This is a genomic window from Microbacterium tumbae (genome assembly GCF_054780175.1).
On the sequence record NZ_BAAGWV010000004.1, the window covers coordinates 534,415 to 558,891 of the forward strand.

At 67.0% G+C, this 24,477-nt stretch carries 15 protein-coding genes, 1 tRNA gene and 1 pseudogene; 6 read left to right on the forward strand and 11 right to left on the reverse strand.

Annotated elements, in window-relative coordinates; all coding sequences use genetic code 11:
- Positions 1 to 40: 40 nt before the first annotated feature.
- Together ACYVGQ_RS17505 and ACYVGQ_RS17510 are read right to left on the reverse strand one after the other, a co-directional pair.
- Entirely contained in the window at positions 41 to 622 is a 582-nt protein-coding gene (locus tag ACYVGQ_RS17505; protein ID WP_460785961.1) for a DUF6036 family nucleotidyltransferase, read from the reverse strand.
- A gap of 2 nt (positions 623 to 624) precedes the next feature.
- Complete coding sequence (locus ACYVGQ_RS17510) at positions 625 to 1,200, reverse strand: helix-turn-helix domain-containing protein (RefSeq protein ID WP_460785962.1); 576 nt, start codon at positions 1,198 to 1,200, stop codon at positions 625 to 627.
- 229 nt (positions 1,201 to 1,429) lie between these two features.
- Between ACYVGQ_RS17510 and ACYVGQ_RS17515 the strand changes: the two are divergent.
- Positions 1,430 to 2,706, forward strand: a pseudogene (locus ACYVGQ_RS17515) (ISL3 family transposase).
- A 72-nt stretch (positions 2,707 to 2,778) separates the two neighbouring features.
- Here the strand turns inward: ACYVGQ_RS17515 and ACYVGQ_RS17520 are convergent.
- The 6 genes from ACYVGQ_RS17520 to ACYVGQ_RS17545 form a co-directional block, all read right to left on the reverse strand.
- A complete protein-coding gene (locus tag ACYVGQ_RS17520) occupies positions 2,779 to 3,240 on the reverse strand; it encodes a DUF2247 family protein (RefSeq protein ID WP_460785963.1) in 462 nt (153 codons plus the stop codon).
- Complete coding sequence (locus ACYVGQ_RS17525; protein ID WP_460785964.1) at positions 3,240 to 4,034, reverse strand: RHS repeat-associated core domain-containing protein; 795 nt, start codon at positions 4,032 to 4,034, stop codon at positions 3,240 to 3,242. Before ACYVGQ_RS17525 ends, ACYVGQ_RS17520 begins: the two co-directional genes overlap by 1 nt.
- Positions 4,035 to 4,098: 64 nt before the next feature.
- On the reverse strand, positions 4,099 to 4,464 hold the full coding sequence (locus ACYVGQ_RS17530) for a hypothetical protein (RefSeq protein ID WP_460785965.1): 366 nt from the start codon (positions 4,462 to 4,464) through the stop codon (positions 4,099 to 4,101).
- 151 nt (positions 4,465 to 4,615) lie between these two features.
- Positions 4,616 to 10,864, reverse strand: a complete 6,249-nt coding sequence (locus tag ACYVGQ_RS17535; RefSeq protein ID WP_460785966.1) for an RHS repeat domain-containing protein — start codon at positions 10,862 to 10,864, stop codon at positions 4,616 to 4,618.
- Positions 10,865 to 10,882: 18 nt separating this feature from the next.
- On the reverse strand, positions 10,883 to 13,711 hold the full coding sequence (locus ACYVGQ_RS17540; RefSeq protein ID WP_460785967.1) for a LamG-like jellyroll fold domain-containing protein: 2,829 nt from the start codon (positions 13,709 to 13,711) through the stop codon (positions 10,883 to 10,885).
- A gap of 116 nt (positions 13,712 to 13,827) precedes the next feature.
- On the reverse strand, positions 13,828 to 14,358 hold the full coding sequence (locus ACYVGQ_RS17545) for an RNA polymerase sigma factor (RefSeq protein ID WP_460785968.1): 531 nt from the start codon (positions 14,356 to 14,358) through the stop codon (positions 13,828 to 13,830).
- A 153-nt stretch (positions 14,359 to 14,511) separates the two neighbouring features.
- Between ACYVGQ_RS17545 and ACYVGQ_RS17550 the strand changes: the two genes are divergently transcribed.
- The 3 genes from ACYVGQ_RS17550 to ACYVGQ_RS17560 are packed head-to-tail and all read left to right on the forward strand — an operon-like array spanning position 14,512 to position 18,924.
- Positions 14,512 to 15,489 (forward strand): AAA family ATPase, encoded by a 978-nt coding sequence (locus ACYVGQ_RS17550; protein ID WP_460785969.1) that lies wholly within the window; start codon positions 14,512 to 14,514, stop codon positions 15,487 to 15,489.
- 2 nt (positions 15,490 to 15,491) lie between these two features.
- Positions 15,492 to 16,694 (forward strand): DUF58 domain-containing protein, encoded by a 1,203-nt coding sequence (locus ACYVGQ_RS17555; protein WP_460785970.1) that lies wholly within the window; start codon positions 15,492 to 15,494, stop codon positions 16,692 to 16,694.
- Positions 16,681 to 18,924 (forward strand): transglutaminase family protein, encoded by a 2,244-nt coding sequence (locus ACYVGQ_RS17560; protein ID WP_460785971.1) that lies wholly within the window; start codon positions 16,681 to 16,683, stop codon positions 18,922 to 18,924. Before ACYVGQ_RS17555 ends, ACYVGQ_RS17560 begins: the two co-directional genes overlap by 14 nt.
- A gap of 11 nt (positions 18,925 to 18,935) precedes the next feature.
- Here ACYVGQ_RS17560 and trhO read toward each other — a convergent pair whose 3' ends face one another.
- The gene (trhO, locus tag ACYVGQ_RS17565) at positions 18,936 to 19,820 is read right to left on the reverse strand and encodes an oxygen-dependent tRNA uridine(34) hydroxylase TrhO (protein ID WP_460785972.1); all 885 of its coding nucleotides are present in this window, start codon (positions 19,818 to 19,820) and stop codon (positions 18,936 to 18,938) included.
- A gap of 155 nt (positions 19,821 to 19,975) precedes the next feature.
- Between trhO and ACYVGQ_RS17570 the strand changes: the two genes are divergently transcribed.
- Together ACYVGQ_RS17570 and ACYVGQ_RS17575 are read left to right on the forward strand one after the other, a co-directional pair.
- Positions 19,976 to 21,355, forward strand: coding sequence for a GntR family transcriptional regulator (locus ACYVGQ_RS17570; RefSeq protein WP_460785973.1), 1,380 nt, complete (start codon positions 19,976 to 19,978; stop codon positions 21,353 to 21,355).
- A 288-nt stretch (positions 21,356 to 21,643) separates the two neighbouring features.
- Positions 21,644 to 21,731 (forward strand) — tRNA-Ser (locus ACYVGQ_RS17575).
- 163 nt (positions 21,732 to 21,894) lie between these two features.
- On the opposite strand, the gene ACYVGQ_RS17580 is transcribed toward ACYVGQ_RS17575, so the two are convergent.
- Positions 21,895 to 23,145 carry a GNAT family N-acetyltransferase gene (locus ACYVGQ_RS17580; protein ID WP_460785974.1) on the reverse strand — a complete coding sequence of 417 codons (1,251 nt, stop codon included), beginning with the start codon at positions 23,143 to 23,145 and terminating at the stop codon, positions 21,895 to 21,897.
- Positions 23,146 to 23,188: 43 nt separating this feature from the next.
- Entirely contained in the window at positions 23,189 to 24,418 is a 1,230-nt protein-coding gene (locus tag ACYVGQ_RS17585; RefSeq protein ID WP_460785995.1) for a multidrug effflux MFS transporter, read from the reverse strand.
- Between the last annotated feature and the right edge of the window lie 59 nt (positions 24,419 to 24,477).

A 24,477-nucleotide genomic window follows, 5' to 3' on the forward strand; every position in this document is an offset into this window, starting at 1 on the left:
CAGGCAGGGAGACCGTATGCCCGAGGATCTCGCCGCCTCCTCAGAGAACGATGGGGCCGGGAGACGGCACTTCGTCCGGCAGACCGCCTTCGAGGATGCGTTCCACAATGCTGATGGCGCGATCCGTGAGCCCGTCGCCGGGGTAGAAGTCCTCGTAGAACTCTTCCGCCTCGCGCAGTGTTGCTACTTCGCAGAGGGCCAGGAGGTGCCGGATATCGTCCGTGTCGCGCCCCGGCCGGTTCGCGCGAAGCTTCATCGCAAGCAATGCCTCTTTCGACGCGACCTGGAGGACGATGCCGTCACGGTCGTAGATGGTCTCCCACTCGACCGCGCGTCGCCCGAACACGGGAAGCGAATCAGTGTTCTCCACTGCAAAGTTGATCCAACCGGTATCCCACCCCATTCGATCGCCCACTCTGTTCGCTGCTGCAACGACCGCATCATCAGTTCCCGGTCGGACGTGGAGAGCATCTAAGTCGTTGGTGATGCGGCGACTGAAGTATCGAAGCGCGAGGGCTGCCCCTCCGACGAGCCGGATGCCGACGACCTCGCCCGACGAGTGAAGTTCAGCGATGAGTTCCCGAAGGCCTGCCAGCAAATCGTCCCGCGTCAGTGACGTCACGGTCACACACTCGCAAGAGTATCTCGCCACACGAGCACGCCGCGGTCGAGGAATGGAGCAGGAACGTCTGTAGGTGCGGGGATCGGATCCGCAGGGTCCACATCGAGAGTGCGCACCCGCGTCAGGCGGCGAGTCGGGCTGTCCACCCAATCGGGCACAGGGAGCCCTTCTTCGCTGAGCCTCAGGTCGACGAGCGCCGCCAGGGCAGCATCCCACACAGCCTGCCCCGTTGGCTCCGGCTCAGCCAGCCCGAGAATGCCGCGGACGAGCCCCTGCTCTGCGGCAAGATCATCGCTCAACTGAATGAGTTCGCGCAATGCGCTGCGCTTGTCCCCGGAACGGAGATGCGCACGGATCGCAGCAGCGGCGGACGCCGCGTCGTCGCGGCGAGTGGGCGCGGAGTACAGCCGATGTCCTGAACCGCCGAGGAGACGCGCGACGGTGCTGAACTCCGCCTCCCTTCCGCTTTCGAGACGGGAGATACGGCCCTGATCCACCTGTACACGATCGGCAAGGGCACGCTGCGTCAGCTTGCGGCTCTTCCGTGCGGAGCGGACGAGCGCGGATGCATCGACCACAGAAGCCTCCCATATATGACTTTAGAGACATATTCTACGCCAATGTTGATCGCTGCGCCACAGGCCTCCTACACCGCACCCGTGTACGTCCGGAACCGCTCCACCGCAGCACCATTCCCGGCTCTTCGCGGTTGAGGGGGTAGGTAGGGGCGCGTCGGTGTTCGGGTGAGGGTCGAGGTCTCCCGAGGATGGAAGTTCTCACACTGCCCGCCCGATGGAAGACCTCGACGTGTCTCACGCTACCTTCGCTACCCCTGATCTGGCTCTGTTCTGCCGCCTCGACGAGCTCGGCCTCGACGCCGTCGGGCTCGACTTGCAGCACGACCGGGCGGTCATCGAGTGCCGTGTCGCGGGCTCCGACCCGTGGTGTCGCGGCTGCGGCAGCCAGGCGCTCTCGCGAGGACGATCGCTCGTCGACTCGCGCATGACCCGTTCGGGCATCGCCCCACCACGCTCCTGGCGCGTGTGCGCCGCTACCGATGCGCGACCTGCGGGATCTCGTGGCGGGAGGACACGACGCGGGCGGCGGAGCCGAAGTCGAAGCTGTCGCGCGGAGGAGCCAGATAGGCGCTCGAAGCGCTGGTGATCGACCACCTCACCGTCGCCCGGATCGCTGCGGGACTCGGCGTCGTCTGGCACACCGCCAACAGTGCCGTCCTCACCGAGGGGCATCGACGGTTGATCGACGCCCCCGCCCGATTCGACGGCGTCACCACGATCGGCGTCGACGAGCACGTCTGGCGCCACACACGCCGCGGCGACAAGTACGTCACCGTGATCATCGACCTCACCCCGATCCGCACGGAGATCGGCCCGTCGCGGCTGCTCGATATGATCGAGGGCCGCTCCAAGCAGGTGCTCGCCGGACGCCCGAAAGCCTGGCGAGACGGCGTCGACGTGGTCGCGATGGACGGGTTCACGGGCTTCAAGTCCGCCGCGGCCGAGGAGATCCCGACGGCGACGGCGGTGATGGATCCGCTCCATGTCGTCTGCCTCACCGGCACCGCGCTCGATGACTGCCGCCGTCGTGTCCAACACGACGTGTTCGGCAGACACGGCCGGAAGGGCGACCCGCTCCACTCGGCCCGCCGCACCCTCCACACGGGATCGCGGTTCCTCACCGATGGGCAGATGGATCGCCTGGAGGCGCTGTTCGCCGAGGAACAGCATGTCGAGGTCGAGGCGACCTGGGGCATCTACCAGCGCATGATCTCCGCCTACCGAGACCCGGACCGCGCCGTCGGGAAGAAGACCATGGAGACCGTGATCGACGGCGTCCCGGCCACTCTGGTCGAGCTCCGCAAGCTCGGCCGCACGCTGAAGTAGCGAGCCGCTGACGTCTTGGCCTACTTCGACCAGCCCGGCACGAGCAACGGACCGACCGAGGCCATCAACGGCCGGCTCAAACACCTCCGCGGCTCCGCACTCGGCTTCCGCAACCTCGCCAACTACATCGCAAGGAGCCTCCTCGAAACCGGCGGCTTCAGACCCTACTTACACCCCTGAATGCGAAGAGCCGGTTAACAGCCCCCACAACAGTTAACAAGACCTAACTAAGTACTACTAGTTCGACGCAAGTCATTCCCTGGATATCAGAAATTCGGCTTCGCTCGATAGAAATGCGCTCCATCGATCGTAGATCGCATCAGTACCGGTTCTACCGTCTGGGGAGGGCATGTATCGAACCATGCCAGATATGGAAGGCGGGTACCCGAATTCGGAGTAAAGCGACTCAACCTGAGAGATCGGGTCGGCTAGATCTTCCCGATCTTCAAAGATTGAGACCATCTCTAAGTACGTCCATTTTCGCATTGAGGAAGTATGCCCAGATGGCCATATGCCTTCATTCAGAGACTGCATCAGGTCACCATCGTCGAACCGATCCGCTAAGACCTCATACTCATCTCTTGAGCCTGATGCAGAGCAGATCTGGATTGCTTGGTCCCGGTCAATCGCCCCAATCGCAACTCCCACAAGTAAATCTTGCGTTCCTAACGCGATCCCAGCGTGTTGGACAAAGGCGAGACTGAGCTTCTTCATTAGGGAACCACCTGATTCGGGACGCCAGTAACGCTGCCGCCCGGGATAAACCTCTGATGAGTTACGACCGCAGACGGGCCACTGCGGTCAATTATCCACTCAAAGATACCAGACTTCCCGTTGAGTTCACCCTTCAGTTGGTACAGATCTCTCACCGCTCCGTCGTTACCAGTGATCGAAAACTGTTGAGCTAGTGGATTATCGGTGCCCCAAGTGACCGAACGGTGAAACACGTCACTCTTGGTTAACGCTGTACCAGTGCGTTCCAATTGCGAGGCGACACCGGTACCAGACCTTATTGCCACTCTGCTTGCAGTCGGACTACCTCGAAGCACTGCCAGAATAACTACGACCTTTGTCGCCTCGAAAACCGCAGCATTCAGCTCGTTATTGACCTCAGCGTAGTCGGGCCCGCAGGGTACGCCTATCGTAGGATACTTTGCGCAACTCGAGTATTGCAAGGCATCGCCGAGATTTTCGAGCTGCGCCTCGGTGAACTGAACTTTAGGCTTTCCGGGCTGATAAATATAGGGCTTACCTGGCCCCCACGGAACTTTGTAGTCCCCTCCGACTTTGCCACCACCCGATGCATCTGGTGCCGCGATGGCGAATTTGAGTCCGGTCGGGTCGCTGTACGTGACGGGGTTGTTCCCGGAGTACGCATACCCCGTGTTCTGCTGCGGCAGGCCGGTATCGATCACCGGATCCACCGACAAGAACTTCCCCAACACCGGGTCATACGTCCGCGCCCCCACCACCGTCAACCCCACCGACACCGCGACCGGCTTATCCAAGAACCCCTTCCCATCCGCCCACCCCGGCCCCGTCCCCGCCAACGGGCCACCGAACGAAAACCCTTTACTCCCCAAACGCCCCGGGCATCCCGCAAGGATCATCCGATACCTCACCCGAAGGATAGACATACTTCCCCTCCGCCAGATCGCTGGCATCGAACTCGATGTCCTGTTCAATACGAATATCTTCGGCTGCGATCTTGATAAATACGCCCGACTTGCCGGTTAATTCTGTTACGGAGAAGGCATCCTCATCGCCACGGTGCAAACCACCCAGCTCTTCCCCGGCGGTGATCGGAACTCTCGCAGGAATCGTTGCAGTTTTGCCACTTGCACCCGCATCTGCTGATATAAGCATCCATATCGGACCGTCATCTACGCTCTCGTCCTGCGCCACCATACCAATCGCATCTGCATCTATAGTGGACATTGCACACTGAACGAATGCTAGCTGATCATCCACGACCGTAAGAGAAACTGGTCCCGAAAAATCCGGACGTGAGGGAAAGCACGCTGTGCACCCGACAAGAAGAACCACCCCGAGACCGGTCAAGAACGAGATTCGAGATCGACTCACCTTATTATTGACATCCCGCACTGTATCCTCCTTCCAGCATCCCGGCATCGTGCTCGAAGAAGTTCCCGCATCCGACATCCCCCGTCGTGATCTGAGAAAGCAACATCTCCCCCGAATACGCAAGCGCAAACGAGACATTCCCATACCCCGCCCACTGAGACGCATGCCGACCTTCATGAGCCAATAGTGCTTCGTTGTCCGACCCGCCGCTGAGAATTTCAGCAATCTCTCTATCACCACCAGTAGTCAGGAACACGCTTCCTATTGTTGTTCCGCCTCGTTGCGCGAAGGCACTCCCCGAGCACACCTGGATGCCAGCGGTCTCGCTGTAACCGCACTTCCCTTCACCAAGCGCGACCGTCAACAACGCCAGCCCTGTGGCCGGTAGGTTTGCCAAATCCCGCGCCCAATAGTTCTGACCCATGAAATCAGTCACGAGAGTACCGAGACGCGCATACCACTCGAGACCAGGCCTGACGAGTTCATCCCTGACTTCACACTTCTTCGGATTAAAGGCACGACACGGATCCACCTGACCATTCACGATCCCATCATGCGCGCTCCTAGACGACGCACCTCGACAATTCGGCGACCCCCACTTGCAACCAGGAAGCTGAGTAAACTTCCGCGGCTCCGACTTCGGCTTCTGCCCACTCGCTTCGGCGTTGGCGATGGCGAATTTGAGTCCGCTCGGGTCGCTGTAGGTGATGGGGTTGTTCCCGGAGTACGCATACCCCGTGTTCTGCTGCGGCAGGCCGGTATCGATCACCGGATCCACCGACAAGAACTTCCCCAACACCGGGTCATACGTCCGCGCCCCCACCACCGTCAACCCCACCGACACCGCGACCGGCTTATCCAAGAACCCCTTCCCATCCGCCCACCCCGGCCCCGTCCCCGCCAACGGGCCACCGAACGGATCCCGATACTGCTGCGTCGTCGCCCCACTCGTCGCATTCGACCGCACATCCACCGTGCCCTGCTCATCCGAGAACAACCACGCCACCGTCGAACCCGACACCCCCGACACCGCAGAACGCTGCGCCACCGGCCGCCCACCCGCACCCGCATACGTCCGGAACCCCTCCACAGCAGCAACACCAGACCCCTGAGAAAGAGTCGTCTCCCCCAAGAACAACGACGCACCAGAGGAAGAACTGTCCGACAACAACAGATTCCCATCCGCATCAAACACCTGCGTCAACGTCTCCGACCCCTCAGACACCTCCACCACCTTCCCCACCGCATCGAAGGTCACCGACTGCCCCGGACGAGACGTCTGATTGCCCGCGTCATCGTAAGAGTATTCCCCCGTGCCGAGAGCGGCATCACCGGTGACCTCGGTCACCGCATGGGGACGAGGGTCCCCGGCATCCGCGTACGCATACTCCGCCGTCAGATCCCCAGACGCCGCATGCACCGTCGTGCTCGTCCGATTCCCCGACGCCATGTCATACGCATAGTCGACCCAATACGGCGACGCACCTCCCAGGCCCGCCACCGACGGAGCCGTCGAACACGACGTCGAACCAGCCGGCGTCCACGCCCGCGTGAGCTGCCGCAGGCCATCGTACGAGTAGCACGTCTTCTGCGTCACCGCCGTCGGATGAGTAGCGCTGAACACCTCGGACGTGACGTTGCCCGCCTTGTCACGCGTGTAAGAGCGCTGCGCGACATAGTGGCCCGACCCGTCGAACACGGCGTTGTCGACGATCGATGCAATCTGACCGGTTGCCGGGTCGTACCCGTACGTGGAGTACGCCGTGCGACCCACACCGTTCGGGCGTGTGAACTCCGCCAGCTGGCCGATAGGTGTGTAGATCGTGCTACCGAGGACGATCGACGCTCCTCGGATTCCGCTGAGCCGCCCCCACGAATCGTACGAGTATCGGATCGTCTCGCTGGGAAGGCCGCCGACGGCAGGAACCACTTTCGCAAGGAGCGTGCTATCCGGGTGATAGTAGTTCGTCGTCGTGTAGGACGTCCCGGCGAACGCCGGCGCTCCTGACGGGATGGAGACCGTGCTGTCCAGCGGATTCCCCGCAGCATCGTACTTCGACGTGCTCGTCGTGTAGGCGAGCCCCGGTGCGCTCGCGGTGGACCCCGTGTATGAAGTGGAGCTGGCCGGATAGCCCTTGCCGAGCGTCGCCGTGTCATAGGTCCACGATGCGAGAAGGGGGCCGGACGAGCTGCCGGAGCGGACTGCTGTCCTCCGGTTCAGCGCGTCGTACGCCGTAGCCACCGTCACACCGCGTGCATCTGTCGTGGAGGTCTTGTTCCCCACCAGGTCATATGTCGCGCTGCTCGCGCCGGAGTCGGGGTCATCCTGTCCGGCGCGATTGCCGAGAAGGTCGTATGTCCAGGTCCAGTCGTTGCCCGCCGGGTCGGTCATGGCCGTCATCCGCCCGCCGCCGTCGTAGACGTATGTGGTCTCCTGCCCCGAACCGCTGATCGTGCCTCCCAGGTACTGGACGAGCTTCATCTGCTGCCCCAGGCTGTTGGTGATCACCCTCGTCGGCGTCCCGCCTGCCGGTGGAGTCGTGTCCACGCGATCGGCACCCCCATAGGTCGTCACCGTCTGGGAATGCACCGCCCCGGAGCTGTTCAAGGTGGAGGTCAGCGTGCGCCCGACCGCGTCGTAGGCCGTGATCACCTGAGATGGGATGTTGTTCTCGCTGTCAGGGGTGAAGAACGCTGTCCCCGGCGAGATCGAAGCAGTCCAGTACTCGTTGTCCACGAAATAGACGCGTCCCTGATCGTCGTAGTTGGTCGTCTTGACGACCGCGCCGCCACCCACCGCCGAACTCTGCGTCTGCACGTTTCGGCCGAGTCCGTCGAACAGCTCGAACGTCGAGACGGTCCCTCCACCGGTGACGGTGCTGCTCTTGACCGCGTTGGGCGTCGTCTGCGAGAGCGTGTACTCGAACGACAGCGAAGGAGAGTCAGGGTTCGCCGCCTTCGTCCGCAGCGGCAGCCACACCTTGCTGGCGCGCCCCAGCGCATCCACGGCGATCGTCGTCGTCGATCCGTTCGGATCGACGGTCTGCGAAACGGAACCCGTGGTCGGCTCGTACGTCGTCTGCACCGCCCAGCTGAAAGGCGCGGGATTCGTCACCGTGGTACTCAGCAAAGGGACGGCAGCCGCAGGAGAGTATGCGGTGCTACTGGTCCGGCCCAGGGCATCCGTCGTCGTGAGCACGCGACCCAGCGTGTCGTACGTGACGGTACCGATCGTCGACCAGTGCGGCGTCGAACCGTCGTAACGGTCCACCGCCTGCGTCGACGTCGGCAGACCCCGCGTCGCAGCCGCGTCCCACGCAAGGCCGTCATAGACGGTCTTGCTATCGCCGAGCAGATCGTCCGGATACGACGCCGACGCGATCGTGGCGCAGGTCTTCTCGACGGTCGTGACTCTGCTGGGCAGACCGATGATCCACTTCGTCGTGTTCGCCGAAGCGTAGTCCGTCGTGACGCATGTGCCCGCAGCGTCCGAGGGTGCCGTAGAGACGGTCAGAGGATATCCGTACGTCGCGTCGAACGTCGTCTGCGTCGTGAGCGTACGACTGCCCCCCGTCGACACAGGCTCCGTCACGACCGTCTTCTGCACAGCGGTCATGCGCGCTGCGCGAGATCCGTCGTTCGAAGTGACCGCTGACGCCCACGGCGTGTACACCTCACTCGAGATGACCGCGCCACCGACACCTACCAACGTCTGCTGCCGGTAGAGTTGACCGCCGAACCAGCGCTGGTCCGCGATGCTGGTCCCGGCGACGTTCACTGTCTTCGTGCCGCCCGAGTCGGATGCCCGATCACCGTTCATGCCCTGGTAGTACGTGTACTTCGACACTTTCAGCGCAGAGGGCGTAGCCGGGTTTCCCTCACGCACCTCGACGGTATCGACGCCGGCGAACACGTTCCACGTGCGCGAGTTCGCCACCGTCAACGGGGAGTCGTTGTATCGCCAGCGTGGCGTGCCATAGGAGTAGTCCGTCTGCTGAACCTTGCTGAGCGGCCCACCGTTGACGGGGTCCATGACGATCGATTTCACCGGGTATTTGTGGAACAGATCTTGACGCCCGCCCAGCGGGATGGTCGACTCTGGAACCCACCAGGAGGGAAAGCACCACTTCGTATTATTCGGCAGATCCGCCAAGATCGCCGACGCCTGCGCCGGCGTGCACTGCGCGGCTTGATAGTTCACGCTGATGATGGCCCCGAGACTGGTCTTGATCGAGCTCAGCCGCCATTTATCGAGCGGAGCGAGTCCGTCCGTCACCCACACCCTGTTCTGCATCGTCGTGCCGCTGAACACCGTCGCCGGCTCATTGATGGCGCTCTGACCTGCGGCCGTACCGGTCCGCTGCACCTGCGTGAGCCACAGCGCTGGGGATGTGCCATCACCGGGAGCCGGATAGGAGTGGGAGAGCGTCCAAGTGTCGACCGTCGAATACGAACTCGAAACGAGCGCCTGGGACTTCACCGTGGCCAGCCGTGCGTTCGTGAAGAAGGAGGGGACGATCTGCGACGCACTGCATGACGTTCCCGTGCACAGTTGGTCGAAGGGGACGTCCGGATATGCGGACGGGTGCGCAGGCATCGTCGCCGCATCCAGCGCAGCCGTGGTGCAGGTCGAGCCCGTGCCGTTGCAGCGCCCCTTGCTGTCGTAGGTGAAGAGAACACGGTAGCCTGCGGCGTTCGCACCGTAGACGTTGCTCGCACGAAGACCATACTCGATCTTCGACAGCACGCCGCCGCGCTGATAGACGGTGGCGCCGGTGCCGTTCTTCGCGTACTTGTTAGTCTCCGCCGTGTAGTAGAGTGCCTGCGCGTTGCCGTGAACGTCGACGATATAGTCCAGATTCCACCGCCAGGCCTGCATGCAAGACGAAGCGGCGAACGTCGACGCATGACACGGCTCTCCGGCATCGTTGCCGAACACCGGCACAGTCCAGGTCGAGTTCGTCACCGCCTTACCCGTGCTCCAACCCGGCAGCCTGTTGAGGCCGAAAAAGTACTGGGTGCCATCGGTGGTCGTCATCTTCCAGCAGTCGGTAGAGGCAGTCCCGTTGGCGGCGCACCCGGCAGCCGTGCCGGAAAGATGCTCGAACCGCGTGCCGTCATCGTTCTGAAGACGCCACTTGCCGGATGTCGTGTCCTTGATCAGCGCGCCCGAGTGCCCGCCGAACGAGATCGTGGCGTTGTCCGTACGCCAGCAAAGGTCACCCGACGTCGCCACGGCGCCGCTCGCGCCGTCGTCCTTCGCGCATGGGACGTAGCTGCGCTCGATGAAACCGGATCCCGTGATGTCCCAGCCCTCGCCGACGGCAGAGGGCTGATTGTTCGTCGAGGCTGTAGCTCCATCGACCGCCTGCGAGTTGTAGGCGAGGCTCACGGAGGGGACCGGACCGATGCCAGGACCGGGAACCGGCATGTCATACGACCAGGTGAATGCGCCGGTCTGCTCGGCGACATCCCACGTGGACGAGGACTTCAGCGGAGTCGCCGCATACGAACCCGTGCCATCCGTGGAGGTGGCGCCGGCGAGCGCTGTCACCATCGTCGGGGCTGAGGACACCGCGGGCGTGAGCACGACGGAGTCTTTCATCGACGCGGTTGCGATCGGCGTGGCATCCTCGAGGAGAGGCTTGCCGTCCGCGATCGGCACCTGCACCCATTGCACGCGCGACTCGAAATCCGCGCCGAATGTGCCCTCGAGCAGATCGACGGGGACGCTCACACCCACGGGCGCCACGTCATCTTCCTCACCCTCCAGAGCAAGCGAGACCACGGGTCCGACGAGCCTGAGCTCGTCGGCCTCCGCATCGCTGAGCAGGCTCACCGTGAGCGCTTCCGGGCTGCGGTCCTCATCGGCGGTCTCCGCGGATGCTACCGCCACGCCGCTGTTGCCGACCTCCTGCCATTCGCCGATGACGACAGCGGGGTCTGTCTTGTCGGAGCCCTCCGTCTGCACGACATCGACATCGCCTACTGGAACGTCAATGAGCTCCGGTGCGACGCCATCGATCACAGGCTGCTGCTCGGCCTTCACCGACCGCGATGAGCTCGGCAATCCTGCTTTGCTCTTGGCTCCGAGCACATCGCCGGGGATCGGGTCGCCGGCGTCGTACTGTCCTGTCAGCGGAATCTCGTCAACATCGGCCAACGCCGCCGTGGGCACCCCGATGAACATGCCGCCCAGCACCGCCACCACCGTCGCGATCGCCGTGGCCGCCCGGCGCGAGGCTCTTCCCATACTCATGGTTCTCTCCGATCAGCTGAACGGCAGGACGAAGCCCGCAATCTGGGCGAGCTGGTCACGGTCGATGACACCCGGGACGACGACAGGGTCGGCGAGTAGGCCCCAATACCGGTTGGTGTCGGGAGCCGGGGCGAACTCGAGCTGCCCGCCGGTCGGCCATGTTCCGCCTCCCGTGACATGCCCCCGAATGGCCACCGGTGTGATCGAGTTCCCGAGCAGCAGCCGGATCTGCTTGTTCCCGGCATCCCAGATTCCGGTGACCAGTTGCCAGGAGCCGACCGTGACCGTTCCCCCGGTCGCGCACTCGATCGTCGTATGCCCCACGCAGAATGCGTACTGTCCGGACGGGGTCACCTTCAGTTCATAGCTGCCTACTGCGGTTGAGCCGCCCTGGACTGCGATGGGCTGATCCACTGGAGGCAGCTGTGGAACCTTGAGCCAGAGGCTGAAGCTGAAGCTCGCTCCGACATTCACCGGCGCGCTGTCGGTCGCGATCGACATCCATGCCTCAGGGACTGTTCCGCCGCTCAGGACGGGATATTCGAAGGGCGGGTCGATCAGGTCCGTAACCGTCGCCCACGACCCCACCGGGATGGTCAGATCGATCGCGTTCGATCCGGCCCACGGGTTGGAGTCCGGTATCACCTCGGGCAAAGGCGATGAGAGGCTCGTGACCTGCCATGCATGGCCACCGTCGATGTTCGCGGCGGCCGCAGGCGTCGCAACGTTCCCGTCGGGATAGAGCGGAAACCCGCTTGCCGCAGACTGATTCCCTGCCTTGTCGTATGCCGAGACCCAGAGCGTGGACAGCGAATCGACCGGGGCTACGCTTATCGATACCGCTGTCGTTCCGTTGGCGCACGCGAGGCGGACGTTCTGCAGGACGACGTCGCTGCATACGGGCGGCGCGGCGGTCGGAGACACCGTGCCGCCGACCGGGATGGCAGGAGATGGGGCGACCAGCGCTCCTGGCGCCACCCAGTAGACATACCCGGCGACATCGCTGGCAGCACCGGACACCGCCACCTCGACAGGTGAGCCAACGGCGAAGGAGGTTGCAGCGCTGCTCATCGCGGGGACCGAGGGCTTCGTCGTGTCGATGTAGAAGTAGCACCACGAGCTGTACCCGGGACTCGTGAGCCGCAAGTCGGACGCCTGTGCGCGCCAGGCGTAGGTCGTCCCCTCCTCCAGACCCGAGATCGTCATCGACTGATTGCCCTGCGCCATCATCGGGGTGGTGACCTTCTGCACGGTGGTGCCCAGCGCCCCAGCCTCAGCCAGGTAGAAGTGCGTCCTGACGTTTCCGGCATCCGGATCCGTCGTCTTCGCGCGCACGGTCACGCTGGTCGCCGACACCCCGACGGCCGTCGCAGCGGTCGTCGCGCAGGTCCGCGACGGAGCCGTCATGGTCGGAGCGGTGGGCGTGTTCGGCCGCGTGTTGTAGTTCACGACCAGCGTCGCGTCACGGCTGAAGTGCCGCCGCGACGGCACCGTCGTGTTGGCCGGCTTGAATCCGAACTGGATCGAAGACGCCCCCAGCTTGCTCTGCACACCGGCCGTGACCGTCCAGCCGACGGTCTTGGCGGCCGTCCCGCAATCTCCGTCGTTGCGACTCTGCAGCGCGGTGGACCCCCACGTGCCCGATGCGAAGCTCTGCTCCTGGTTCCAGGTGAAACCAGCCGTCTTCGGTCCGAACGAGTAGACGCCGAGCGCCTGCGCACCGCACGCCGCGACCTTCACCTGCTTCGTGTTCAGCTTCGCCGAGATGATCTCCTTGCCCGACATCGCACTCAGCGGGAACTGGAAGAACATGCGCGACTTGAATTCCTGATAGTTCCCGACCCGCAGCACGCTCGTCCCGCTCGGGCTCAGGTAGGACTGGCTCGGGAACGCGGCGTCCGTGTACCAGGAGGCCGTCTCGCCCGAACTCCAATCCGGATCGATGAACAGCGGATACGTGACGTCCTCCCCAGTGCGATCCTCCTCGACGTCGATCGACGCGGCGACGTCCATCGACACCCGGTCAGCGCCGATCACGTGCTCGACGGGCAGCACCGGCAGCTCCCCGCCCGGCTCCCGGAAGGTGCCGCCGTCGGAGGCGTCCCACCACAGCGGCTGCCCGGCGATCAGCTCTGCGCCCTCGTCCGTCTCCGCCCGCGCCATCCCGGATTCGGCCTCCTCGACGTCCGCGCCCTCGACGAGCACGTGCAGATCGGCGAGCTCGGGACTCGACGCGGCGGCGGCGGTCTTGACGACGTACACCGAGGCGAGGCCCGTCTTCGTGGCGGTCAGCTTGAGATCGACGTCCGGCAGGACCTCCGCGTACGTCGCCGTGTCGCCGTCGATCGTCGGCGCCGGGAGAGTGCCGTGCGGCCACACTTCCGTCACCCACTCGCCGCTCTCGGCCTGCACCTCGCTCAGGACGTCCGAGCCTCCCGCCGAGAAGCGCACGGGCGTCACGAAAGCCGCCGGCGCGTACCAGTCGCCGTCGCGCTCCAGATCGGTGTCGATCGGCACCCACTCGCCGTCCTGCTCGACCCGGACCGGCAGCGTCGCGGCCTCGTACTGCATCGTCCCGTCGGGCAGCGCCGTCGTCAGCTCCGTCGGAGTCGTCAGGCTCTCGACCGGTACCGGCTCACCCGTGCTCACAGCCCGCTGCTGCGCCGCCTGGACGAGAGTCCCGATACTCGGAGGCGCCACGGCACCCACGGCGCCCGATACCGGCGACGCCCCGGCAGGACCGGCGCCATAGGCGGGAACACTGCTCGTCAGAGCGAGGACGATCGCACCGGACACCGCTGTCACCACGCGCGCGCGGCCGGTCATGGAGTTATGGGGCACAGCCGGAATCTATGGGCTCGCTGAGAGTTCGGACAAGAGAGAAATCCGAGAAAACGGGTTTTGTCAGGAACTCCTCGTTCGCGCAATGGGAGGGCTCCCAGCGCGGCGTCCGATGCTCAGAGGGCCTGATTCAGCCGGGTGCCGAGCTCCTTGCGGAGCTTCTTCCTCGCGCGGCTCAGGATCGCATGGATCGCGTCCTCCGTCTTGCCCTCCTCACGCGCGATCTCCTTGCCGGACAGCCCGTTCGTGTAGTGCGCCTCGATGACGCGCGCCTCCACGTTGGAGAGGTTCAGGAGCGCGCGCCGCAACGCCATCCTCTCGAACGTGTCCGGTGCCAGCGGATGAGGGCCGGTCGTCAGCGGAACCCTCTCCCCGAGCATCCGCTCCTCCGTGTCCCGCCGACGCTGCGCATCGGCGATCTTGTTCCGCGCCGTGTTGCGCAGCCAGACCGAGGTGAAGGGCCGACGCGGGTCGAACTTCCGCCAGGCCAGTGCGAAGACCTCCTGTACGAAGACCTCCGCCTCCCCGTCGCAGTCCACGAACGTCTCGACGTAACGGAGAAGCCGGACGTAGTGCTCGTAGAACATCCGATTGAACGCGGCCTCCCGTGCCGGGTCGTCCTGGGTCGGGTCAGTATCGTTGAACACGATCGCTCGCATCTCGCGACCGCCGCCGCCCATGGCGCTCCCTGCCGCAGAGCCCCCCGAAAGTCATGATGCGCTGATTCTTGCACAGCCGCGCCGGTGCCGGACGCCCGGGTTACGATCGGTTCACCACCCGACGAAGGCGAGAGGGAACGAATGCACGAGGACGCAACCCGGATCACCGCCGAGCGGTTCGCAGAGCAGACCTCCGCCATCCTGGCCTCGGTCGGCCAGGTCATCGACGGCAAGGCGGATGCCGTCCGCAGTGCGCTGGTGTGCTTCCTCGCCGAGGGGCATCTGCTCATCGAGGACGTTCCCGGCGTCGGCAAGACGATGCTCGCGCGGGCTCTCGCGGCGAGCGTCGACGCGACCGTGCGCCGCATCCAGTTCACCCCCGACCTCCTCCCCGGCGACGTCACGGGCGTGAGCGTCTACAACCCCGTGGAGCACGAGTTCGAGTTCAAGCAGGGCGCGATCTTCGCGCACATCGTGATCGCCGACGAGATCAACCGCTCCTCACCCAAGACGCAGTCCGCGCTCCTGGAGGCGATGGAGGAGAAGCAGGTCACGGTCGACGGCCGCACGCACACGCTGCCCGAGCCGTTCCTCGTCGTCGCCACGCAGAACCCCCTCGAGATGGAGGGCACCTACGCCCTCCCCGAGGCCCAGCGCGACCGGTTCATGATGCGCATCTCGATGGGGTATCCGGACGCTGCGGCGGAGGCGCTCATGCTCCGCCAGCGCGACACCGTCAACCCGCTGGCGGGGATCACCTCCGTCCTCGGCGCCGGCGAGGTCAGCGCGCTGATCGCCTGGGCGCGCGCCGTGCACGTGGCCCCGAGCATCGAGGAGTACGCCGTCGCCCTCGCGCAGGCGACGCGCACCGATCCGAGCCTGCACCTCGGCGCGAGCCCGAGGGCTACTCTGCAGCTCGTGCGCGCCGCGAAGGTGTGGGCGGCCCTGGACGGACGCGAGTTCGTCATCCCCGACGACCTCACCGATCTCCTCATCCCGGTCTTCGCGCACCGGCTGCTCCCCGCCCGCGGCGTGCACCGGGCCGGAGCCCAGCCCGTCGAGGCCGCGCTCGCGCAGATCGTCGAGCGGGTGCGCGTGCCCGTCGCCACCCGCGCCTGAGCATGTCCGCCCGCCGTCGCCGTCCGCTGACCGCCCGTGGGGCGGGAGCGCTCGTGCTCGGCGTGCTCCTCGTGATCGCGGCGAACATCGTGGCGGCGCCGATCCTGCTGTACGTCGCCGTGCTGCTGTTCCTGCTCACCCTCCTGTCCGCGATCGTCGTGCACGCACCCCGGCGCAGCGGAACGGTCGCTCGCCAGATCTCCACCGATCTGCTCACCGTCGGCGAGGAGTCCCGCGTCACTGTGCGATTCGCGCTCCGCTCGCTGCGCGTGCCGCACGGCGTCTGGCGTGACATGCTCCCCGATGCCGTCACCGGCGACGCCTCAGGGGAGTACCCGCCGGAGCGGGAGATGCTGCGCTATCCGATCACCGGGATGCGCCGGGGCGTCTGGCCGGTGGGACCGCTCCTGCTGTACACCGTGGACCCCTTCGGGCTCGCCCAGCGGGAACAGGCCTTCGGCGAGACCCGCACGGTCACCGTCGTGCCCGAGATCGTGCCCCTCGCCCCGCTCACGGTCCGCCTGGGCGCGGCCGGCGGCACCGCTCACCTCTCCTCGAGCAGGCTCGGCCCCGGCAGCGACAACCTGTCCCCGCGTCACTACGTCTCCGGGGACTCGATGCGCCGCATCCACTGGCGGGCGACGGCCCATCGCGGGGAGCTCATGGTCCGCCAGGAGGAAGAGGAGTCCAGTCCGGACGCGCTCGTCGTGATCGACAGGGCGGCGCAGAGCTGGGCGCGCCCGGGCGGCGAGCCCGACCCCGCCTTCGAGGCCGCCGTGTCCGCATGCGCCTCCGCCGCGCTGCATCTGGCCGGGGAAGGGTACGGCGTGGACGTCCTCGACAGCGCCGGCACGGTGCTGGGCGCGCTGCGCGGGCACGAGGACGACCGTGACGAGCTGCTGGTCGCCCTGGCTACGCTGACGCCGCGCGGAGCGACCCGCGATATCGCCGAGCTCGTCGGCGGCGCGTCGGCGGGTCCGCTCGTCGTGATCACCGGACGGCTCTCCGCCGACCGCGCCGAGCAGCTGCGGCACGGCGGAGCGGCCGTGCCGATGCTCCTCGTCACCGATCCGGAAGAGAACGCTCTCGCCGCGGCATCCGCCCACGGCTGGTCGACCGGACGGCTGACGGACGACATCGCAGCATCCTGGGAGGACGCCCTGCCGGAGCGCGTGACGACGGGAGGCGGCCATGTCCCCCGCTGACGCGTCGTCCGCCGCAGTCCGGCGCGACATGGCGTCGCGCCGCGAGCCGGTCGTCGGCGCCGCCGTCCTCGCCCTGCTGGCGGGCATCGTCGCCCTCTGGCCCTACGTTCCGGTGATCGCCGCCGGCCCCTGGACCTTCGTCGTGATGACCGCGATCCTGGGCGTCGCGGCGACGGGAGCGGTGACCCGCGCGCTGCTGCACCGCAAGCGGGCGGGAGTCCGCGCCGTCGTCGCGCTCGCCGTCCAGATCGCCGTCGCGCTGTTCGTGCTCACGGCGGTCCTGCTCCCTCAGACCGCCGTCCTCGGCTTCATCCCCACCCTCTCGACCCTGGCGGTCTTCGGGCAGTACGGGGTCCAGGCCGCTTCCGAGATCTACAACGGCAACGCGCCGATCGCGGACACCGTCGCCCTGCGTGCCGTGCTCGGCGCCGCGTTCGCCGTAGTGGCGATCCTCATCGACCAGCTCGTGGCCCTCCGCCGGCCATTGCTGACCGCGATCCTGGTCACCGTCGTCGGCGCCCTGCCGATGATCATCACGCTGGGCGACCCCGACGTCGTCTGGTTCATCGCCCTCGCCATCGTGGTGCTGGTGCTGCTGCGGCGCGCCGCGCGCGGCGATCGCCGGTCGCCGCGCCGCTCATCCGCTCTGACCGCGGTCGGCACCGGGGCCGTCGCCGTCCTCGTCGCCGTGATCGTCGCGCCGGCGCTCCCCGTCTCGGCGAACTGGCTGATGACCGGAGCCGGGGTGTCGATCGATGCGACGCTGCGGCTCGGCGACGACCTGCGCCGCCCCGACCCGATCCAGGTCATGACGCTCGCGACCACGGCGGAGACGGCGCCGTACCTGCGGATCGCGACGCTCTCCCGGTTCAACGGGGACGTGTGGCGTCCGGACCGCGGCGACACCGCGCCTCTGACGGAGGGCTTCGGCGATCCGGACTGGTCCGAGGATGTCGAGGGCACCGCACGGTCGACCTCGATCCGGATCCTCGGCCTGTCGAGCTCCCGACTTCCGCTGCCCTATCCGGCGCAGCGCGTCGTCGGGCTCCCCGGCGGCTGGGAGGCCATGCCGGAGAACCGCACCCTCGTCTCGGAGCGGGCCGACGCCTCGGGCAGCGACTACACCGTGACCTCGGCGCTCGTGCAGCCGACGCTCGAGCAGATCACCGCCGCGCGGGTCTCGGATGCCGGACGGACGCCGCCGCTTCCCGACGACCTGCCGCCGCTCATCGCGCAGACCGCACGGGAGGTCACCGCCGACGCGGACACGGACTACGACCGGCTGATCGCCCTGCAGGACTGGTTCCGGAACCAGTTCGAGTACTCGATCGACACGCCGGTGGACGAAGGCTTCGACGGCACGGGTGCCGACGCGGTCGCCACCTTCCTCGAGGTGCGCTCCGGGTACTGCATCCACTTCGCCGGCGCCTTCGCGCTCATGGCCAAGACGCTCGACATGCCGGTGCGCATCGTCGTCGGCTACCTGCCGGGCCGGCTCACCGACGAGAAGCGCGGCGACGAGTTCGTCTACTCGGTGATGAGCGACCAGCTGCACGCCTGGCCCGAGGTGCACTTCGAGGGCATCGGCTGGGTGCCGTTCGAGCCGACCGCGACGCTCGGCGTCGCCACCTCCTTCGCCCCTGCCGAGACCGAGGGCGGCGCCGGGGCCGATCCCGACGCCCCCGAGGCGCCGAGCGCAGCCCCGACGACCGCTCCGACGACCGCTCCGACCATCGCCCCCGAAGACCGGCCGGGCGCAGAGGCCGGCGGGACCGACACGCTGCGCCGCCTCGACCCGACGCCCGTGATGCTCATCGTCCTCGGCGTCCTCCTCGTCCTGCTCCTCCCGGCCCTGATCCGCCAAGGACTTCGGATGCTGCGGATGCGCCGCGCGTCGGGCGGCGATGCGACCGCCGCCTGGACGGAGCTGCGCGACACGATGCTGGACCTCGGCCTGAGCCCGTCCGAAGCCGACACTCCACGGGTGCGCGCCGCCGAGCTGCAGTCCGCCCGCCGGGCGGATCCGGAGGCGCTGCGCGTCCTCGTCGCGGCGATCGAGCAGGTCAGCTACGCGCGTTCGCCGCAGGATGCCGGGGATCTCGCCACGCCGCTTCACACCGTCCTCGCCGATCTGCGCGCCGCGGTCGATCCGCGCAGCCGGTTCGCGGCGCGCCTGCTGCCGCGCTCGCTCTTCGCTCAGCGCCCCTCCCGCCGGAGCGCGCTCGTCTGAGTCGCGCCCGCTCAGCCGTGCGCGGCGCAGGCGACGGCATCGCACGCCGCGCAGACGACCTGCTGGACACGGCAGCCGGCGTCGGGGCAGTTCGCGGTGCGCTTGGTCGCACTCCCGCATCCCGCGCATTCCCCGATCACCGCCGCATGATCGGAGAAGTCCACCGAGCCTCGTCCGTCGAAGACGTACAGCGAGCCGTCCCAGAGGCCGTCGTCTCCGTATTCCTCGCCGTACCGGACGATGCCGCCCTCGAGCTGATAGACCTCGCCGAAACCGCGGGACGTCATGAGGCTCGACAGCACCTCGCAGCGGATCCCTCCGGTGCAGTAGGTGACGATCGGCTTGTCCTTCAGATCGTCGTACGCGCCGGAGTCGAGCAGTCCGACGAAGTCCCTCGTGGTCTCGGCGTCGGGGACGATCGCACCGCGGAACCGGCCGATCTGCGCCTCCAGTGCGTTGCGCCCGTCGAAGAAGACGACGTCGTCGCGCGTTCCGACCAGCTCGTGCAGCGCCTCGGGGCTCAGCCGCCGCCCTCCTCCCACGACCCCGTGCTCGTCGACGCGCAGCTCCCCCGGCGCGCCGAAGGAAACGATCTCCTCTCGGACCCTGACGCTCAGCTTGGGGAAGTCCGTGCTGTAGCCGTCGGCGTCGATCGCCGTGCCCTCGCTCCAGGCGATGTCCGCATCCGCGAACGGCGCATAGGAGCGGAGCGATCTGGCCCATTTCTTCAGGGCGGGCAGATCGCCTCCGAGCGTGCCGTTCACGCCGTCCTTCGAGATGATCAGGCGTCCGCGGAGCCGCAGCGCCGCGCCGAGGTCGCGCTGCCACACCCGGATCGCCTCAGGGTCGGCGAGCGGGGTGAAGACGTAGAAGAGCACGATCTTGGGAGTTGCCACTCTGAGATCCTAAGCGCGTCGCCCACGGAGCCTTCCCGAGCACATGCGATAGGGTGCCGATACGAGCTTCGACGCCGAGGGGCAACCGGGGGAACGGCGGCGGCTGCGTGCACGCACGCACTCTGGACTGGACACTTTCGACCGAGGAAGACGGCATGACCGACGCGCCCGATGCCCCCGACGTCGAGGCTGCGTCCGAGGCCGCACGGGTCGCCGAGGTCATCCGGGAGCGCATCTTCGAAGGCGCCCTCGCGCCAGGACAGCGCCTGGTGCAGCAGGCTCTCGCCGAGGAGCTGGGGGTGAGCAGGCTCCCGATCCGCACGGCGCTCGGCGCGCTCGCGCTGGAGGGCCTCGTCGAGACCCGAGAGCGCCGCGGAACCATCGTCCGCGTCTTCACCGCACGGGATCTCGCCGATCTCGTGGAGGTGCAGGAATGCCTCGATCTGCTCGCCATCCGCCTCGCGGCGGAGCGGGCGACGCCCGAGGACATCGGAGGGATGCGCGAGGTCGCCGCACGTGCGGCCGCAGCCGACGACGCCGCAGCGGCTCGCGATCTCCTGCAGGAGATGCGCGCGCTCGTCGTCGGCGCCGCGCGCAATCAGGTCCTGGCCCAGGCCTCGGCCGTGATCGACCAGCGCGTCCGGCATCTGCTGGCCCTGATCTCGGATGCGGGGACGCTGGCGGAGACGACCGGCCTGATCGCGAGCGGAGTGGGCTCGCGAGACGGATCGGTCGCGGAGCAGCTCTTGGGAACGGCGATGCTGTCGTCGCGGCGAGAGCATCGCGTGCGCCTGATGAGCTCGCTCGGCACTCACGACCCGTTCGACGACGAGGACATCGACGCCGACCCCGTCGAGCCGATGGGCGCCGCCTCCGCGGCGTTCCACCGCGAGCAGCTGAGACTCGGGGTGGAGACCGAGCGAGTGCTCTCCGCCCTCCGCGGCCAGATCCTGGATCGGACCAGGCCCCCGGGCAGCCGCCTCTCGGAACGCGCGCTGGCCGAGGAGCTCGGTGCGGGCAGGATCCCCACCCGCCGCGCCATCGAGACGCTCATCGGCGAAGGCCTGGCGGTGCCGGGCGGACCGCGTTCGGCAGCGCGTGTGCATCAGCCCACCACGGATGACGTCGTCGACATGCTGCAGGTCTCGGAACGCCTCTCGTCGCTCATGCTGCGGATCGCCTCTCAGCGGATCGGCCGCGTGGATCTGCGCAGGCTGCTCGGCATCGTCCGCGAGATCGAGGCCTTCGCGGAGGCGGGCGACGCCCAGGGAACGCAGGAGGCGATGGAGCGGTTCCGGATCCACCTGCTCGACGTCGCGGAGAACGACGCGCTCACCGCCGTGGATCTCGTGGTCCGCTGGCGGCTGCGCAGCTACCTCACGACCATGCAGGATCTCGACCGCGGAGCCCGGTTCTGCCGCGTGCTCTACGACGCTCTGGCTTTCCGCGACCCCGACGGGGCGGAGGAGTCCATCCGCGTCGTCTACGGCTATGCGATCGACTTCCGCCGCGCGGGAGGCCACCGGTCTTCCTGACCGCAGGCTCTCGCATCCGGTCGGGAGATTCTCCGGGAGGGGGCCCGTCTCCCCCCGGAAACGGACCCCCTTTTTGGGGAGGTGCTCGAGGATGCTTCCCAGAATCGAACCCGAGCATTGGAAGACTATCCTTTGGGATGCCAGATCTCAAGATGACGCTTCTTGATCCTGCACATCTGAGCGCGACAGTGCAATATACCGGTCTGATTGGGATTCCAGAATCTTCGAGGCATCCGGCCCTGTCCTGCGACCCTCCGGGGATCGGATAAGATAGACAGGTTGTTCCTTGGTGACGTGTCCGAGCGGCCGAAGGAGCACGCTTGGAAAGCGTGTGTTGTGCAAGCAACCGCGGGTTCGAATCCCGCCGTCACCGCCAGAAGGCTCAGGGTCCCGCATCGCGGGCCCTGAGCCTTTCTCGTTCCGATGCCTTCGTGCGCGAGGGGCTCCCTCTGGCCGCATCCTCGCGCGAGAGGCGGCCACGCGGACCACCTCCGGCAGCCGAGGCGACCCCGCGGGCCACCTCCCCGGGCGGCCCCGCCTCAGGCCTCGAAGCGGATGCCGTACAGGACGGTGCCTTCCGGGCTGGGGAGGCGATGCATGCCGACCCTGTCGTAGAACGCGCCGGCTCCGGTGTTGTCCGGGCTCATGCCCAGGTGCAGCCCCGGCGCTCCCCTTCGCGTCAGCTCCGCGAACAACGTCTCGATCAGGCGTCGCCCGAGTCCCTGCCCCTGGGTCTCCGGCAGCAGGTCGATGTGCAGATGCGCGGGATACGCGGCCGCGTTCGGCTCCCGACCGGGCCCCCGTCCGTAGGCGTATGCGAGAAGTCGCTCCTCCCGCGTCTGCGGATCCACGGGCTCGGGGAATCGCTCGGCGAACGGCGGCCACCACTCCGTGCGGAACCACTGCTCGAAGGCATCCGTGTCATCGGTGGCGACGATGTATCCGACGACACGTCCGTCCTCGGCCTCGACGACCCAGCACAGATCCGGGTGGCGCTGCGCGTACGGCACCGCGAACAGCAGGCCCCAGAGCTCATCGTCGGAGAGGATGCCCGTGGCATCGGCGCCGATGTCCGCCGTCTTCACGCAGACCTCGAAAAGCGCGGCGCGGTCCTCGGGACGGTAAGGGCGGATCTTCGGCACGGCGGACTCCTCGACGGACGGGGCGACGGATCTCACGGGAACGCGGGCGCGGCCTCGCACCCAGGGCAGCAGCACGGCGGCCACGAGAAGCCCTGCGGCTGCTCCGACCAGCGCCCCGCCCAGCGTATCGGTGAGCCAGTGCACCGACAGCACGGTGCGCGAGCCCGCCATCGCGACGACCCACACCACGCCGAGACCGATGGTCCAGACGCGGGGGAAGAGCACGCAGAGCACGACGGCGATCGTGGCCGCATTCGCCGTATGCCCGGAGGGGAAGGAGCCGAAGTCGCTGGCGACGAGCATGTCCTCCGGCCGAGCCCTGCCGAAGATCTGCTTCAGCAGCTGCACCAGCAGCGCACTGGCGGCGAACGCGACGACGGCGTACACCGCCGCCCGCCACCGCCGGGCCAGCAGCAGCGCGCCCGCGATGCCGAGCGGAACGGCGTACACGGCGATCCAGCCTCCGCCAATCCGATTCATCACGTGTGAGAAGCCGATCAACGCCTCGGGCCGCAGCTCGACCATCAGGCCGTGCCACCAGACGTCGAGGCGCGACGGAGCGTCCACGCCCTGTGCGGTGAGCACGGCGCCGAGCACGAGCGCGGCGAGCAGCGCACCGCTCCCCCACGCCGTCAGCCTCGCCCTCATCCGACCATTCTGCCGCGCCGCCCGCCGCTTCCCGGCATCCCGCTCAGGGGTTCAGCATCTCGACGGAACGCGGACGAACGATGAGCCACAGCGAGAGGACGCCGACGGCGGCGCATCCGACCATCACACCGGCCATGGTGGTCGCCGTGATGCCCGCACCGCCCGCGATCAGCGAGACCACGGGAGAGATGATCGCCGCGACGCCGTTGTTCGTCGCCCCGAGCACGGAAGCCGCGGTGCCGGCCGCCTTGCCATGCCGGTCGAGGGCGAGGACCTGCGCGCAGGGGAAGGTGAACCCGCAGCAGGTCATGAAGAAGAACAGCGGGATCACCGTGCCCCACAGCCCGAGCCCGAGCTGATCCGTGACGATGATGGCCACGCCGGACAGGAGCAGGCCCGCCGTCGAGAAGGCCATCACCCACTGCGGACCGAAGCGGGCGGCGAGGCGAGCCGCGACCTGCACTCCCAGGACGACGCCGAGGGAGTTCGCCGCGAACAGCCAGCCGTACTCCTGCGCGTTCAGGCCATGCGTCTGCTGGAACAGGAAAGACGATGCGGAGAGGTAGGAGAACAATCCGGAGAAGGTCATGCCGCCGATGATGAGCACGCCGACGAACACACGGTCGGAGAACACCATCCGGTATCGCTCCCAGACGGTGGACGATCCGCGATCCTGGCGGCGCTCCTTCGGCAGCGTCTCGGGGATGAGGAAGAGACCCGAGACCAGCATGACCGCGCCGTACAGCGCGAGCACGATGAAGATGCCCTCCCACGGCATGACGGCCAGGAGCGCTGAGCCGGCGAGGGGCGCGACGACGGGCGCGACGCCCGAGACCAGAGCCAGCCGGGAGAGCATGACGACCAGACGCTGCCCGCCGAAAAGATCACGCACGATCGCCATCGCGACCACGCCGCCGGCTGCGGCTCCGATGCCCATCAGCACGCGCGCCCCTCCCAGCAGCAGCAGATTGGGAGCGAGGGCCGCGGCGACGCTGGCGAGCACGTGCAGCGCCGTCACGGAGATCAGCGGCACGCGGCGTCCGACCTTGTCGCTGAGGGGCCCGACGACCAGCTGCCCGATCGCGAAGCCGATCATCGTGCCGGTCAGGGTCAGCTGGATGGCCGTCGCCGTCGTCGCGAAGTCCTCCTCCAGCAGCGGGAACGCCGGGAGGTAGAGGTCGATCGTGAAGGGGCCGAGCGCGGTGAGCGCACCGAGCAGGATGATGTAGACGGTCCGGCGCCCGGAAGAGATCGCGTCTCCGGGATGGAGCATGATCGGGGCCGTCGCCGGGTTCGCGCCGAGAGTGCGGATGGCGCCGGTCTCGGTCGGGA

What these genes read in the sequence shown, in the direction of transcription:
- ACYVGQ_RS17580 (WP_460785974.1), bottom strand. Translation starts at nt 23,145, where the DNA reads ATGAGGGCGAGGCTGACGGCGTGGGGGAGCGGTGCGCTGCTCGCCGCG.
- ACYVGQ_RS17550 (WP_460785969.1), top strand. Translation starts at nt 14,512, where the DNA reads ATGCACGAGGACGCAACCCGGATCACCGCCGAGCGGTTCGCAGAGCAG.
- ACYVGQ_RS17555 (WP_460785970.1), top strand. Translation starts at nt 15,492, where the DNA reads ATGTCCGCCCGCCGTCGCCGTCCGCTGACCGCCCGTGGGGCGGGAGCG.
- ACYVGQ_RS17585 (WP_460785995.1), bottom strand. Translation starts at nt 24,418, where the DNA reads ATGCTCCATCCCGGAGACGCGATCTCTTCCGGGCGCCGGACCGTCTAC.
- ACYVGQ_RS17560 (WP_460785971.1), top strand. Translation starts at nt 16,681, where the DNA reads ATGTCCCCCGCTGACGCGTCGTCCGCCGCAGTCCGGCGCGACATGGCG.
- ACYVGQ_RS17520 (WP_460785963.1), bottom strand. Translation starts at nt 3,240, where the DNA reads ATGAAGAAGCTCAGTCTCGCCTTTGTCCAACACGCTGGGATCGCGTTA.
- ACYVGQ_RS17530 (WP_460785965.1), bottom strand. Translation starts at nt 4,464, where the DNA reads ATGTCCACTATAGATGCAGATGCGATTGGTATGGTGGCGCAGGACGAG.
- ACYVGQ_RS17535 (WP_460785966.1), bottom strand. Translation starts at nt 10,864, where the DNA reads ATGGGAAGAGCCTCGCGCCGGGCGGCCACGGCGATCGCGACGGTGGTG.
- ACYVGQ_RS17570 (WP_460785973.1), top strand. Translation starts at nt 19,976, where the DNA reads ATGACCGACGCGCCCGATGCCCCCGACGTCGAGGCTGCGTCCGAGGCC.